We start from the raw sequence: 13,555 nt of genomic DNA, 5'->3' as shown, positions 1-13,555 counted from the left end.
CGTCCCGCCACGGAGAGACGATAGGACTGGCGGGAAACCCCCAAACCCTCCCTGATCCCGCCAAGGGGTAACAGGCCCCCCGAAGCCCAACCCCCACCGTCAGGCCGGCGCCCCCGCCCCTCAACGCCCCACCCCCACCCCCACCGGCGTGATCGTGGTTTCGGCCGGGCCGTGGGAGTCGGCCTCGCGTTGGCGTTCCGCGCTGTCGCTGATGCGGAGGAGGAGGGCGATCATGATCCAGTTGGCCAGGAGGGACGAGCCGCCCTTCGCCAGGAAGGGCAGGGCCTTGCCCGTCAGGGGGATCAGGCCCGTCACGCCGCCCGCGACCACGAAGACCTGGAGGGCCAGCGCCGAGGCCAGCCCCACCGCAAGGAGCTTGCCGAACGGGTCCCGGGCGCCCAGTGCCATGCGCAGCCCCCGCTGCACGAGGAGCGCGTACAGGATCAGTACGGCCATCACCCCCGCCAGCCCCAGTTCCTCGCCCACCGTCGTCAGGATGAAGTCGCTGCGCCCGGCGAACGCGATCAGCTCCGGGTGGCCCAGGCCCAGCCCGGTGCCGGAGACCCCGCCCGTGCCGAAGCTGAACAGCGCCTGCGCGGACTGGTCCGAGGTGACTCCCGGGGGCCGGGTCTCCCAGTAGTACGACAAGGGGTTGAGCCAGGCGGCCACGCGGGCCTTGACGTGCGGTTCCGTCGAGCCGACGACGAAGGCGCCCACCGAGGCCATGACCAGGCCGCACACGATCCAGCTGGTGCGCTCGGTGGCCACGTAGAGCATCACCACGAAGACGCCGAAGAAGATCAGCGACGTGCCGAGGTCGCGCTCGAAGACCAGGACGAGCATGGAGACGATCCACACGGTGATGATCGGGCCGAGCTGGCGCATGGGAGGCAGCCGCACGCCCAGGAACCTGCGGCCCGTCAGCGCCAGCGAGTCCCGGTGGATGACCAGGTAGCCGGCGAAGAAGATCGCGATCATGATCTTCACGAACTCGCCGGGCTGGAGCGAGAAGCCGAAGAGCTTGATCCAGCGCTTCGCGCCGTACGTGTCCGCGCCGAAGAACGCCGGTGCGATCAGCAGCACCAGCGCGACGGCCATCGTGATGTAGATGAAGCGCTGCAGCAGCCGGTGGTCGCGCAGCAGGGCCAGCACCAGGAGGCAGGCGGCGACCCCGACCACCGTCCACAGCAGCTGGCCCGGCGCGTTGGCGTCCGAGTTGTACCGCTCGATGTAGCCCTGGTCGAGGCGGTGCAGCAGGACCAGCCCGAGCCCGGTCAGCAGCATGGCGAGGGGCAGGATCAGCGGATCCGCGTAGGCCGCGAACCGGCGTACGCCCAGGTGCCCCACCAGGGAGAGCAGCGTCAGGCTGATGGTGAAGCCCGCCAGGTTCGCGGGCAGCTCCCCGTTCATCGCCAGGCCCGCGCAGACGTGCCCGGACACGGCGATGGCGACGACGAGGAGGAGCAGCAGTGCTTCGGTCCGGCGGCGGTGCCCCGCCGTCGTCAGGGGCCGCCTCAGTCCACGCACGGGATGCCGCCGCCGTCGGGGGAGGACGGGCCGGGAGAAGAGGCCGGCGCCGGCGGGGGCGTCGAGGGGGGTGACGCCTCACGTGAGACCGGTGCCGGTGCGCCCGGGGTTCCCGGTGCGCTCGGGCTCGCAGCGGACTTGGGTCCGATCTGCTCGGCAATGAGGCGCTTTATCTTCATATCATCTACGACGTTGATGTCCTCCCCTCGGTTCCTGCCGAAGCGCTCGACGGGGAGTGTCGAAAATTGCACTTTTCCGCCGGACGGGTTCTTCGCCTGCTCCACGAACGACAGCAGGTCCCATCCCCGGTCCGTCACCACGTCCTGTTTCGCGGCGTCGACCAGCTCCCTTAGCTTCCCCGGGTCGGTGAAGGTCCCGGCCGAGTTCAGCTTCTGAGGGCCCGGATGCGGGCGGCCAGGACCACGAAGGAGAAGGGTTTGGTGAGGTAGTCGTCCGCGCCGGAGTCCAGGCCCTCGGCCTCGTCCTGCTCGCCGTCCTTGGCGGTGAGCACCAGGACCGGGGTGGTGTCGCCGTGGGCGCGCATACGGGTGCAGATCTCGTGGCCGCTGACGCCGGGAGCGTGAGGTCGAGCAGGACGACGTCGTACGGGCCGCCGGCCAGGGCGAGGTCCGGGCCGCGGTGGCCGTCGTGCGCGACCTCGACCAGGTGCCCGTCGGCGGACAGCCCGCGCCGCAGGGATTCGGCCAGGCCGTCTTCGTCTTCGACCACCAGGATGCGCACGCCCCAGGCCTCACATATCGGGCGGCGGTGCCGGGGTTCGGCGGCTGTGGGGGGCGGTGCGGGGGTGTGCCGGGAGGTGTGGGGCGGTGGCCGGGGCGACACCACCGGCGGCGAGAATTGGCACTCGGCTTGACCGAGTGCTAATCGCCGGAATAGTGTCACACCTGGCACTCGCCCCGGGTGAGTGCCAACACAGCGACAGGCAGGTCCGGCACCCGCGACGACGGATCGACCTGGTCGCCACCTCAGACAGTTAACCCCGGATCTCCGAAGGGGGAGGTCGGATCGTGACGACCGCCAGCTCCAAGGTTGCCATCAAGCCGCTCGAGGACCGCATTGTGGTCCAGCCGCTCGACGCCGAGCAGACCACGGCCTCCGGCCTGGTCATCCCGGACACCGCGAAGGAGAAGCCCCAGGAGGGCGTCGTCCTCGCTGTGGGCCCGGGCCGTTTCGAGGACGGCCAGCGTCTCCCGCTGGACGTCAGCGTCGGCGACATCGTGCTGTACAGCAAGTACGGCGGCACCGAAGTGAAGTACAGCGGCGAGGAGTACCTCGTCCTCTCGGCTCGCGACGTGCTCGCGATCGTCGAGAAGTAATTCGCTTCAAGTTTTGATTTGAGCTGCGCCCCTGGTCACCCTGCTGATGCCGGGCGGCGAGGGGCGTAGTTCGTTCCAGGCGGTGGCGGTCGCGGTGAGCGGCCGATCGCAACGAGAGGACTGAACCGCTCCCATGCCGAAGATTCTGAAGTTCGACGAGGACGCCCGTCGCGCCCTCGAGCGCGGCGTCAACAAGCTTGCCGACACGGTCAAGGTGACGATCGGCCCCAAGGGCCGCAACGTCGTCATCGACAAGAAGTTCGGCGCCCCCACCATCACCAACGACGGTGTCACCATCGCCCGCGAGGTCGAGCTGGACGACCCGTACGAGAACCTGGGCGCGCAGCTCGTGAAGGAGGTGGCGACCAAGACCAACGACATCGCGGGTGACGGCACCACCACCGCCACCGTGCTGGCCCAGGCGCTGGTCCGCGAGGGTCTGCGCAACGTCGCCGCCGGTGCTTCCCCGGCCGCCCTGAAGAAGGGCATCGACGCCGCGGTCAAGGCCGTGTCCGAGGAGCTCCTCGCGACCGCCCGCCCGATCGAGGACAAGTCCGACATCGCCGCCGTGGCCGCGCTCTCCGCGCAGGACCAGCAGGTCGGCGAGCTCATCGCCGAGGCGATGGACAAGGTCGGCAAGGACGGTGTCATCACCGTCGAGGAGTCCAACACCTTCGGCCTGGAGCTGGAGTTCACCGAGGGCATGGCCTTCGACAAGGGCTACCTCTCCCCGTACATGGTCTCCGACCAGGAGCGTATGGAGGCCGTCCTCGACGACCCGTACATCCTGATCAACCAGGGCAAGATCTCCTCCATCCAGGATCTCCTGCCGCTGCTCGAGAAGGTCATCCAGGCCGGCGCCTCGAAGCCGCTGCTGATCATCGCCGAGGACGTCGAGGGCGAGGCGCTCTCCACCCTCGTCGTCAACAAGATCCGCGGCACCTTCAACGCGGTCGCCGTCAAGGCCCCCGGCTTCGGTGACCGCCGCAAGGCGATGCTGCAGGACATGGCCACCCTCACCGGTGCCACCGTCATCGCCGAGGAGGTCGGCCTCAAGCTCGACCAGGCCGGTCTGGACGTACTGGGCTCCGCCCGCCGCGTCACGATCTCCAAGGACGACACGACCATCGTCGACGGTGGCGGCAGCCACGAGGAAGTCACGGGTCGCGTCAACCAGATCAAGGCCGAGATCGAGTCCACCGACTCGGACTGGGACCGCGAGAAGCTGCAGGAGCGCCTGGCGAAGCTCGCCGGCGGCGTCTGCGTCATCAAGGTCGGCGCCGCCACCGAGGTGGAGCTCAAGGAGAAGAAGCACCGCCTCGAGGACGCCATCTCGGCGACCCGCGCCGCGGTCGAGGAGGGCATCGTCTCCGGCGGTGGCTCCGCGCTCGTCCACGCCGTCAAGGTCCTCGAGGGCAACCTCGGCCTGACCGGCGACGAGGCCACCGGTGTCGCGGTCGTGCGCCGCGCCGCCGTCGAGCCGCTGCGCTGGATCGCCGAGAACGCCGGTCTCGAGGGTTACGTCATCACCTCGAAGGTCGCCGAGCTCGACAAGGGCCAGGGCTTCAACGCCGCCACCGGCGAGTACGGCGACCTGGTCAAGGCCGGCGTCATCGACCCGGTCAAGGTGACCCGTTCCGCGCTGGAGAACGCCGCCTCCATCGCCTCCCTGCTGCTCACGACCGAGACCCTGGTCGTCGAGAAGCCGGCGGAGGAAGAGGGCGACGCCGGTCACGGCCACGGTCACGGCCACAGCCACTGAGGCACCGCCGAGGCTGACGCCTGAGGCATGAGAAGGCCCCGGTCACCGCTGCCGAGCGCGGGTGACCGGGGCTTTCCCGTCTCCGGCTAGCCGGGCACGGCGGGCATCATGCCCATCTGGCGCATGAGGGCGGGGGCGTCGAAGTACCACCAGCTCTCCGCGATCCGGCCGTCCTCCATGCGGAAGGTCGTGCAGCCCGACATGCTGCATTCCTTGCCGTCGGACGCGACCCCCATGAACTCGCCCTTCTGGGTTCCCTTCCAGTCCCACAGGGTGGTGACGCAGTCTCCCTCGGCGATCTGCCGGGTCAGGTCGAAGGAGAGGTCGAAGGCGTCGCGCCACATGCCGATCGTCTGGCGGACGCCGTCGCGGCCGGTGCCCCGGCCCTGCGACTCCATGACGTCGTGGTGGACGCAGTCGGCCGTGAAGCACTCCTCCAGTGCCGCGTAGTCGCCCTTCGTGATGATGTCCTCGAAGACCCGGTTCACGAGCATCTTGTTGAGGTACTCGTCGCGGACCACGTCGAGGTTCATGAACTTCGGCATGCCGTCGCAGAGGGCGACCATCTCCTGGAACATCCGGTCGGTCTCCGGGAGCTGAGAGTTCTTCATCGCCTCCTCGTACGACGGGAATTCGACGAGGTCGAGGTAGTGGGTCCCGGAGTCCCGGTCCCGGCCGATCATGGTGTGGGTGACCGTGCGCTTTCCGCTGGTCTCCGCCGCGTAGCGGTCGATGAGCGAGTTCACCTCGTCGAACCGCGTGGTCTCGTAGTCGATCACTTGTACGAATGTCATCGCGTCGCCTCCCAATGGACGGGACACGTCCAGTTTAGGGAGATATCACCCGTTCGGCCGGTTTACCGGCGGGTCACTGCGGCCCGTACTTGCGGCCCGTGCGCGAGGACACCCCGCCCAGCAGGCCGCGCGGCGTCAGCTTCACCACGCCCATCAGAGCCTTGTACCGCGGGTCGGGGATCGACACGGTCCTGCCCCGCGCCAGGTCGGCCAGGGCCGCGGCCACCAGCTTGTCGGCGTCCAGCCACATCCAGCCCGGGATGTTGTCGGTGCCCATGCCCGCGCGCTGGTGGAACTCCGTCCGTACGAAGCCCGGGCACAGCGCCATCAGCCGTACGCCCGACCCCGCGAGGTCCTTCGCCGCGCCCTGGGTGAACTGCACGACCCAGGCCTTGCTCGCGCCGTAGGTGCCGCGCGGCAGGAACGCCGCCACCGAGGCCACGTTGATCACGCCGCCCCGGCCCCGCTCGCGCATCGAGGAGGTGGCCGCCGAGGTCAGCCGCAGCACCGCCTCGACGTGCACCTTGACCATGGCCAGCTCGTCGGCCATCGGGACTTCCAGGTACCGGCCCTTGTTGCCGAAGCCTGCGTTGTTGACCAGCAGGTCCACCGGGTGGGTGCGGTCGCCGAGGCGGTGCTCCACCGAGGCGATGCCCTCCTCGGTGGAGAGGTCCGCGGCCAGCACCTCGGCTTCGATGCCGTGCCGGTCGTGCAGTTCGGTGGCCTGCTCGCCGAGCCGCTTGGTGTCGCGTGCCACCAGCACCAGGTTGTGCCCCCCGGCGGCGAGCCGCCGGGCGAAGGCGGCGCCGATGCCCGCCGTGGATCCCGTAATCAACGCAGTCGTCATAGGCGCAACCTAGCTTCCCCGGTTGCCGGCCCTACGCGGGGGCGGCCCCGGCCCCGTACTTCTCCACGTACCGGCGTACGGTCTCGTGCGCTTGCGGCTCCATCGCCCCGCCCGCCGCCAGCGTCCGCGGCAGCAGGGCGCGCTCGGTGGTGAAGGCGCGGAACCAGAGTTCCACCGTCACCTCGTGGTCCGGCCGGTGGACGACCTCGATGGGATCGCCGGGGGAGACCGAGCCCTCCCGGATCACCCGGAGGTACGCGCCCGGGCGGGCCCGGGCGGTGAACCGTTTGACCCAGGCGGGCTCGCCGAGGGCGCCCTGGAAGGTCCGGCAGGGGATGCGGGCGGAGGCCACTTCGAGGACGAGTTCCCCGCCGACCCGCCAGCGGTCCCCGAGGCGCGCCGTGTTCAGGTCGATGCCGGAGGTGGTGAAGTTCTCGCCGAAGATCCCGGCGGGCAGCTCGCGGTCCAGCTCGCGCTCCCACAGGTCGAGGTCCTCGCGGGCGTACGCGTAGACGGCCTGGTGGTCGCCGCCGTGGTAGCGCCGGTCGCACACGCTGTCGCCCTCCAGTCCGCTGCCGAGCCCGGAGGCCTTGGGGCCGGGGGCGAAGACGCGGACCGGGCCGGGCACGGGGCGCTTTCCGATGCCGGTCACGCCGGCGTCGGCGTAGTCGGCCGCCGTGGCGCGGCCGGTGTTCACGGAGATCAGATGTGTGGGGCCCTGGGTCATGGGGACACGCTAGCCGAGCGGCCCCAAAGGGTCACGTGAGTATGGGCGTTCCAGTCAAAGAAGGCCTTATGCTCGATGGGTGATCGAGGCACGTCATCTCCGGGTTCTGCGCGCTGTCGCCGGGACCGGGTCCTTCTCCGCCGCCGCCCGCGAGCTCGGCTGCACCCAGCCGGCCGTCTCCCAGCAGATGAAGGCGCTGGAGCAGTCGGCCGGCACCCCGCTGCTCATCCGGACCGGCCGCGAGATGCGGCTGACCCAGGCCGGTGAGGCCCTGGTCCGCCATGCCGCCGGGATCCTGGCCGGGCTCACCGCGGCGGAGGAGGAGGTCGCCGCCATCGCCGGGCTGCGCGCGGGCCGCGTCCGGCTGGTGTCCTTTCCCAGCGGCAGCTCCACGCTGGTGCCGACCGCGCTCGCGGCGATGCGCGCCGAGCACCCGGGGACGCGCATCTCGCTGGTCGAGGCCGAACCGCCGCGCTCGGTGGAGATGCTGCGCGAGGGCGACTGCGATCTGGCGCTGGCCTTCCGGTACGGGGGCTCCTCCGGATCCGCCGCCGAGTGGGAGGACCTGGTGGTGCGGCCGCTGCTGACGGACCGCCTGGTCGGACTCGTCCCCGACGGGCATCCGCTGGCCGGGGCCGGACGGGTGGGCATGGCGGAGCTGGCGGACGAGCCCTGGATCGCGGGCTGTCCGCGCTGCCGCCGCCATCTGGTCGAGGTGTGCGAGGTGGCGGGCTTCACCCCGCGCATCGACTTCGCCACCGACGACTATCCGGCGGTGGTGGGGCTCGTGGGCGCGGGGCTGGGCGTCGCGGTGCTGCCGGAGCTCGCGGTGGAGTCCGTACGGGCCAAGGGCGTGAGCACCCTCGTGGTGGAACCGGCCGTCGAGCGGGAGGTCGTGGCGCTGACCCTGCCCGACCTGGCCCGGGTGCCGGCCGTGGCCGCGACCCTGGCCGAGCTGGAGCGGGCCGCGGCGCGCTGACCCGCGCCACGCCCGGGGTGTGTACCCGAACGGGTGAGGTCGGGCGCCGGTGCGGCCCACCCGGGCGGGCGCGGACCGCCGTTCACCCGGGTGTGCCGCAACCGAAGAAACGTTCCTTCGAGCGTTTCCGGCGCCGTCAGTGCGGAGCGATCGGTCCGATCGCCGTCGATGCGGGGATCAGGCGGTGGCGGGCTCGGCCCATCAGCTCCTCGCGTTCGTCCTCGGTCAGGCCGCCCCACACCCCGTAGGGCTCTCGGACGGCGAGTGCGTGCGCGGCACATTCCGCGCGCACCGGGCATCGCATGCAGACCTCTTTAGCCGAGGCCTCGCGCGCGCTCCTGGCCGCGCCCCGCTCGCCTTCCGGGTGGAAGAAGAGGGAGCTGTCGACTCCTCGGCAGGCGGCCAGCAGCTGCCAGTCCCAGAGGTCGGCGTTCGGTCCGGGGAGGCGGGAGAAATCTGCCATGGGTAGTCCTCTTGGTGCCGGTACTGGGGCGGATAGGGTCCATGTCTCCACACCTACTGTCCTAGTAGATGTAAATATGACTCATTGGGAATCTAGCCTCAGACACGTGCCAAACGGAAGGAAAGCCGCCAAATAGGGCATAGCTCCAGATGGAGGACATGTGACGGGTGGTGCCCGCGTCGTGTTCGCTTCCTCACGTAGAGTGCCGAAGGTGTCCGTCCGACCCGTAACTCTTTCGAGTGACCATCGTTGAGAGTGCGAAGGCGGTTGAACCAAACAGTTCTCGGACAGGTGTCCGGGGGCATCGACCGCACAGGTGACGATACGTACCAGCCTGGAGGCTCAAGGTGACGCGCATCAGCAGCTGCGGAGGGCGGTCATGACTTCCGTCCTCGTCTGCGACGACTCCCCGCTTGCCCGAGAGGCGCTCCGTCGCGCGGTTGCCACCGTGCCCGGCGTCGAGCGTGTGACGACGGCTGCCAACGGCGAGGAAGTCCTCCGCCGCTGGGGTGCCGACCGCTCCGACCTCATTCTGATGGATGTACGGATGCCCGGGCTCGGCGGTGTCGAGACGGTCCGCCGGCTCCTCTCGGCCGACCCCGGCGCCCGCATCATCATGCTGACGGTCGCCGAGGACCTGGACGGCGTGGCCCTCGCGGTCGCCGCCGGCGCCCGGGGATACCTGCACAAGGACGCCTCGCGCGCCGAACTGCGGGCCACGGTGACCCAGGCGCTCGCCGACCCGACCTGGCGACTGGCCCCGCGCCGGCTCCGCTCGGCCGAGATGGGCGCCGCGCCCACGCTCACCGCGCGCGAGATCCAGGTGCTGGAGGGCATGAGCCACGGCCGGTCCAACGCGGAGATCGGGCGCGAGCTGTTCCTCTCCGAGGACACGGTCAAGACCCACGCCCGCCGGCTGTTCAAGAAGCTGGGGGCCTCCGACCGGGCGCACGCCGTGGCCCTCGGCTTCCGCTGGGGCCTCGTCCGCTGACCCCCGGGTCACGGCCGGGTCCGCCGCTGACCGCGAGGCCGACGGCCGGCCGCCGAGAGCGGTCCCGTCCGCCCCGTGCGGACGGGGCGGCAGGATCCGTCCCGGCCCGTCGTCGCGCCGCCCCGGCGGTGCCCCCGCCCGGGCCCGCGGCCCCGCCCCGCCCCGCCCCGTACGGCGGGCGCGGTCCCCGTCCGCCGTACCCGGTGCGCACCCGGGATCGGCGGGGCACAATCCAGGGGACGTGTCGCTTCGTGCGCGATGCCGCATCCTTGAGGGTGTGCCGCATTCTTGGAGATGTGGAGTCCTCGCGGACTATTCGGCCGAGCGGGAGGGGAGGGGGCACAGCATGAGTTCCGGCGCACCCGCTCATAACGCTTCGATGCACAACGCGGACCACGGTGCCGCGGATCCTCCGGCGTCAAGGCACCATGGATTGATGCGCGACGACGAGGCCCAGGGGTCCCCCGCGGCCACAGGCCCCACCGACGCCGCCAAGGGCGGTGGCGCCGGGCCCGTCAGCGCGCTCGTGCGCCGTGCGGTGGAAGGTGACGAGCAGGCCACGCACGACCTGCTCGCCTTCGTGCACCCCCTGGCCATCCGCTACTGCCGCACCCGGCTGTCCCGGCTCCCGGGTGACGCCCGCCACTTCGTGGAGGACCTGGCGCAGGAGGTCTGCGTCGCCGTCCTGATGGCCCTGCCGCGCTACCGCGACACCGGCCGGCCCTTCGAGGCCTTCGTCTTCGCCATCGCGGCGCACAAGGTCGCCGACCTGCAGCGGGCCGCCATGCGCCACCCCGGCAGCACGGCCGTGCCCTCCGACGAGATGCCGGAGCGCCCCGACGACTCGCTCGGCCCCGAGGAGCGGGCGCTGCTCAGCAGTGACGCCGCATGGGCCAAGAAGCTGCTGGCCAACCTCCCGGAGAACCAGCGCGAACTCCTCGTCCTGCGGGTGGCGGTCGGGCTGACCGCCGAGGAGACCGGACAGATGCTCGGCATGTCCCCCGGTGCGGTGCGGGTCGCACAGCACCGGGCGCTCAGCAGGCTCCGGGCACTCGCGGAGCAGTAGCCGCCGCGGCACGTTCCGTGTCCGCGGAGCGCCGTGCCGTCGTAGGAAGCGACGAAACTTCGGCTCGGCCTTGGTCGTGGAATGAGACGCCGCGGGATCCCGTTAGCATGGACATCCGCGCTGAGCAAGACCATTTGGGAAGGTGTCATGACTGCCGACGGAGTGCCCGACAAATTCGCCACGCTCGGACTGACCTACGACGACGTGCTGCTGCTGCCGGGCGCGTCGGACATGGCCCCGGACCAGATCGACACCTCTTCCCTCATCTCGCGGAACGTGCGCGTGAACGTTCCCCTGCTGTCCGCCGCCATGGACAAGGTCACCGAGGCCCGCATGGCCATCGCGATGGCCCGCCAGGGCGGCGTCGGCGTCCTGCACCGCAACCTCTCCATCGCCGACCAGGCCAACCAGGTCGACCTGGTCAAGCGCTCCGAGTCCGGCATGGTCACCGACCCGATCACGGTGCACCCGGACGCGACGCTCGGCGAGGCCGACCAGCTGTGCGCGAAGTTCCGCATCTCCGGCGTCCCGGTCACCGACACCGCCGGCAAGCTGCTGGGCATCGTCACCAACCGCGACATGGCCTTCGAGTCGGACCGCAGCCGCCAGGTGCGCGAGGTCATGACCCCGATGCCGCTGGTCACGGGCAAGGTCGGCATCTCCGGCGTGGACGCCATGGAGCTGCTGCGCCGGCACAAGATCGAGAAGCTCCCGCTGGTCGACGACGCGGGCATCCTCAAGGGCCTCATCACGGTCAAGGACTTCGTCAAGGCGGAGCAGTACCCGAACGCCGCCAAGGACAAGGACGGCCGGCTGCTGGTCGGCGCGGCCGTCGGCGTCGCCGGTGACGCGTACGAGCGCGCCCAGGCCCTGATCGAGGCCGGTGCCGACTTCATCGTCGTCGACACCGCCCACGGCCACTCCCGCCTCGTCGGCGACATGGTCGCCAAGATCAAGTCGAACTCCGCGGTCGACGTCATCGGCGGCAACGTCGCCACCCGCGACGGCGCCCAGGCGCTCATCGACGCCGGCTGCGACGGCATCAAGGTCGGCGTGGGCCCCGGCTCCATCTGCACCACCCGCGTCGTCGCCGGCATCGGAGTCCCGCAGGTCACCGCGATCTACGAGGCCGCCCTCGCCGCCAAGGCGGCCGGCGTCCCGGTCATCGGCGACGGCGGCCTCCAGTACTCCGGCGACATCGCCAAGGCCCTGGTCGCGGGCGCCGACACGGTGATGCTGGGCTCGCTGCTCGCGGGCTGCGAGGAGTCCCCGGGCGAGCTGCTCTTCATCAACGGCAAGCAGTTCAAGTCCTACCGCGGCATGGGTTCGCTCGGCGCGATGCAGTCCCGCGGCGACCAGCGCTCCTTCTCCAAGGACCGGTACTTCCAGGAGGGCGTGGGCGGCGACGACAAGCTCATCCCCGAGGGCATCGAGGGCCAGGTGCCCTACCGGGGCCCGCTCTCCGCGGTCGTGCACCAGCTCGTCGGCGGACTGCGCCAGTCGATGTTCTACGTCGGCGGCCGCACGGTTCCCGAGCTGCAGGACCGGGGCCGCTTCGTCCGGATCACCTCCGCGGGCCTCAAGGAGAGCCACCCGCACGACATCCAGATGACGGTGGAGGCACCGAACTACTCCCGCAAGGGGTAGCAGAGGCCATGCCGTGAGGGCGGCCCCGGGCGACCGGGGCCGCCCTTCGGCGTCGCCGGGCCCGCCGCCCGGCCCCCGGACCCGTACCCCGCGTCCGTACAGCGGTCATGGGAACGCGACTCTCCGGCGTTCGGGGATACTGGACGGGCAGACCCAGAGGAAAGGCCACCACACGTGACTGAGATCGAGATCGGGCGCGGCAAGCGCGGCCGCAGGGCGTACGCGTTCGACGACATCGCCATCGTCCCGAGCCGGCGGACCCGGGACCCGAAGGAGGTCTCGATCGCCTGGCAGATCGACGCGTACCGCTTCGAGCTCCCCTTCCTGGCCGCCCCCATGGACTCGGTCGTCTCCCCGCAGACCGCGATCCGCATCGGCGAGCTCGGCGGCCTCGGCGTGCTGAACCTCGAAGGCCTGTGGACCCGGTACGAGGACCCGCAGCCGCTGCTCGACGAGATCGCGGAGCTGGACGAGGAGGCCGCCACCCGCCGCCTCCAGGAGATCTACTCCGCGCCGATCCAGGCGGACCTGATCCGCGAGCGGATCAAGGAGGTGCGCGACTCCGGTGTCGTCACCGCCGCCGCGCTCTCCCCGCAGCGCACCGCCGAGTTCTCCAAGGCCGTCGTCGACGCGGGCGTGGACATCTTCGTGATCCGCGGCACCACGGTGTCGGCCGAGCACGTCTCGGGCGCCGCCGAACCGCTGAACCTGAAGCAGTTCATCTACGAGCTCGACGTCCCGGTCATCGTGGGCGGCTGCGCCACCTATACCGCGGCCCTGCACCTGATGCGCACCGGCGCTGCGGGCGTCCTGGTCGGCTTCGGCGGCGGCGCCGCGCACACCACGCGCAACGTGCTCGGCATCCAGGTCCCGATGGCCACCGCCGTCGCGGACGTGGCCGCCGCCCGCCGCGACTACATGGACGAGTCCGGCGGCCGCTACGTGCACGTCATCGCCGACGGCGGCGTGGGCTGGTCGGGCGACATCCCGAAGGCCGTCGCCTGCGGCGCGGACGCGGTGATGATCGGCTCCCCGCTCGCCCGCGCCACGGACGCCCCCGGCAAGGGCAACCACTGGGGCATGGAGGCCGTCCACGAGGACGTGCCGCGCGGCAAGAAGGTCGACCTGGGTACCGTCGGCACCACCGAGGAGATCCTGACCGGTCCCTCGCACAGCCCCGACGGGTCGATGAACATCTTCGGCGCGCTGCGCCGTTCGATGGCCACCACCGGCTACAGCGAGCTCAAGGAGTTCCAGCGCGTCGAGGTCACGGTCGCGGACGCGCAGCACAGCCGCTGACGTCCCGCGCACGGACACAGGAAGGGCCGGCCCCCCCCACCGGGGGGCCCCGCTTCTTCACTGTGGAGCTAAGGAGAATTGAACTCCTGACCTCCTGCATGCCATGCAGGCGCTCT

The 13,555-nt window shown here is 70.7% G+C and carries 12 protein-coding genes and 1 pseudogene; 7 read left to right on the top strand and 6 right to left on the bottom strand.

Features of this window, described 5'->3' with window-relative positions; all coding sequences use genetic code 11:
- Window positions 1-120: 120 nt before the first annotated feature.
- Together ACFWUZ_RS35730 and ACFWUZ_RS35725 are read right to left on the bottom strand one after the other, a co-directional pair.
- Complete coding sequence (locus ACFWUZ_RS35730) at window positions 121-1,527, bottom strand: FtsW/RodA/SpoVE family cell cycle protein (protein WP_384382202.1); 1,407 nt, start codon at window positions 1,525-1,527, stop codon at window positions 121-123.
- A 394-nt stretch (window positions 1,528-1,921) separates the two neighbouring features.
- Window positions 1,922-2,268, bottom strand: a pseudogene (locus tag ACFWUZ_RS35725) (response regulator transcription factor); the annotation flags it as partial.
- A 287-nt stretch (window positions 2,269-2,555) separates the two neighbouring features.
- On the opposite strand from ACFWUZ_RS35725, the gene groES reads away from it, so the two are divergent.
- Both groES and groL read left to right on the top strand, forming a co-directional pair.
- Complete coding sequence (groES, locus tag ACFWUZ_RS35720) at window positions 2,556-2,864, top strand: co-chaperone GroES (protein ID WP_030230757.1); 309 nt, start codon at window positions 2,556-2,558, stop codon at window positions 2,862-2,864.
- A 133-nt stretch (window positions 2,865-2,997) separates the two neighbouring features.
- Window positions 2,998-4,626, top strand: coding sequence for a chaperonin GroEL (gene groL / locus ACFWUZ_RS35715; RefSeq protein WP_384382200.1), 1,629 nt, complete (start codon window positions 2,998-3,000; stop codon window positions 4,624-4,626).
- Window positions 4,627-4,712: 86 nt separating this feature from the next.
- Here groL and ACFWUZ_RS35710 read toward each other — a convergent pair whose 3' ends face one another.
- The 3 genes from ACFWUZ_RS35710 to ACFWUZ_RS35700 all read right to left on the bottom strand — a co-directional run bounded on the left by ACFWUZ_RS35710 (window position 4,713) and on the right by ACFWUZ_RS35700 (window position 6,994).
- On the bottom strand, window positions 4,713-5,420 hold the full coding sequence (locus ACFWUZ_RS35710; protein ID WP_384382198.1) for an ester cyclase: 708 nt from the start codon (window positions 5,418-5,420) through the stop codon (window positions 4,713-4,715).
- A gap of 73 nt (window positions 5,421-5,493) precedes the next feature.
- The gene (locus tag ACFWUZ_RS35705; RefSeq protein ID WP_384382197.1) at window positions 5,494-6,267 is read right to left on the bottom strand and encodes an SDR family NAD(P)-dependent oxidoreductase; all 774 of its coding nucleotides are present in this window, start codon (window positions 6,265-6,267) and stop codon (window positions 5,494-5,496) included.
- A 31-nt stretch (window positions 6,268-6,298) separates the two neighbouring features.
- Window positions 6,299-6,994 (bottom strand): MOSC domain-containing protein, encoded by a 696-nt coding sequence (locus tag ACFWUZ_RS35700; RefSeq protein ID WP_384382195.1) that lies wholly within the window; start codon window positions 6,992-6,994, stop codon window positions 6,299-6,301.
- A gap of 79 nt (window positions 6,995-7,073) precedes the next feature.
- Here ACFWUZ_RS35700 and ACFWUZ_RS35695 point away from each other — a divergent pair, with 79 nt between their 5' ends.
- Window positions 7,074-7,973, top strand: coding sequence for a LysR family transcriptional regulator (locus ACFWUZ_RS35695; protein ID WP_384382193.1), 900 nt, complete (start codon window positions 7,074-7,076; stop codon window positions 7,971-7,973).
- Between the two features lie 136 nt (window positions 7,974-8,109).
- Here ACFWUZ_RS35695 and ACFWUZ_RS35690 read toward each other — a convergent pair whose 3' ends face one another.
- The gene (locus tag ACFWUZ_RS35690) at window positions 8,110-8,436 is read right to left on the bottom strand and encodes a WhiB family transcriptional regulator (RefSeq protein ID WP_356870940.1); all 327 of its coding nucleotides are present in this window, start codon (window positions 8,434-8,436) and stop codon (window positions 8,110-8,112) included.
- A 379-nt stretch (window positions 8,437-8,815) separates the two neighbouring features.
- Between ACFWUZ_RS35690 and ACFWUZ_RS35685 the strand changes: the two genes are divergently transcribed.
- The 4 genes from ACFWUZ_RS35685 (at window position 8,816) to ACFWUZ_RS35670 (ending at window position 13,439) form a co-directional block, all read left to right on the top strand.
- Entirely contained in the window at window positions 8,816-9,427 is a 612-nt protein-coding gene (locus ACFWUZ_RS35685) for a response regulator transcription factor (protein WP_003948568.1), read from the top strand.
- A gap of 436 nt (window positions 9,428-9,863) precedes the next feature.
- On the top strand, window positions 9,864-10,493 hold the full coding sequence (locus tag ACFWUZ_RS35680) for a sigma-70 family RNA polymerase sigma factor (protein WP_384382191.1): 630 nt from the start codon (window positions 9,864-9,866) through the stop codon (window positions 10,491-10,493).
- Between the two features lie 147 nt (window positions 10,494-10,640).
- Entirely contained in the window at window positions 10,641-12,140 is a 1,500-nt protein-coding gene (guaB, locus tag ACFWUZ_RS35675; protein ID WP_384382189.1) for an IMP dehydrogenase, read from the top strand.
- Window positions 12,141-12,314: 174 nt separating this feature from the next.
- Window positions 12,315-13,439 carry a GuaB3 family IMP dehydrogenase-related protein gene (locus ACFWUZ_RS35670; RefSeq protein ID WP_384382187.1) on the top strand — a complete coding sequence of 375 codons (1,125 nt, stop codon included), beginning with the start codon at window positions 12,315-12,317 and terminating at the stop codon, window positions 13,437-13,439.
- Window positions 13,440-13,555: the final 116 nt, after the last annotated feature.

Source organism: Streptomyces sp. NPDC058646 (assembly GCF_042716875.1).
Lineage (GTDB): Bacteria > Actinomycetota > Actinomycetes > Streptomycetales > Streptomycetaceae > Streptomyces.
This window is presented reverse-complemented; position numbering and strand designations above follow the sequence as displayed.

What these genes read in the sequence shown, in the direction of transcription:
- ACFWUZ_RS35690 (WP_356870940.1), bottom strand. Translation starts at nt 8,436, where the DNA reads ATGGCAGATTTCTCCCGCCTCCCCGGACCGAACGCCGACCTCTGGGAC.
- ACFWUZ_RS35700 (WP_384382195.1), bottom strand. Translation starts at nt 6,994, where the DNA reads ATGACCCAGGGCCCCACACATCTGATCTCCGTGAACACCGGCCGCGCC.
- ACFWUZ_RS35680 (WP_384382191.1), top strand. Translation starts at nt 9,864, where the DNA reads ATGCGCGACGACGAGGCCCAGGGGTCCCCCGCGGCCACAGGCCCCACC.
- guaB (WP_384382189.1), top strand. Translation starts at nt 10,641, where the DNA reads ATGACTGCCGACGGAGTGCCCGACAAATTCGCCACGCTCGGACTGACC.
- ACFWUZ_RS35685 (WP_003948568.1), top strand. Translation starts at nt 8,816, where the DNA reads ATGACTTCCGTCCTCGTCTGCGACGACTCCCCGCTTGCCCGAGAGGCG.
- ACFWUZ_RS35710 (WP_384382198.1), bottom strand. Translation starts at nt 5,420, where the DNA reads ATGACATTCGTACAAGTGATCGACTACGAGACCACGCGGTTCGACGAG.
- groL (WP_384382200.1), top strand. Translation starts at nt 2,998, where the DNA reads ATGCCGAAGATTCTGAAGTTCGACGAGGACGCCCGTCGCGCCCTCGAG.
- ACFWUZ_RS35705 (WP_384382197.1), bottom strand. Translation starts at nt 6,267, where the DNA reads ATGACGACTGCGTTGATTACGGGATCCACGGCGGGCATCGGCGCCGCC.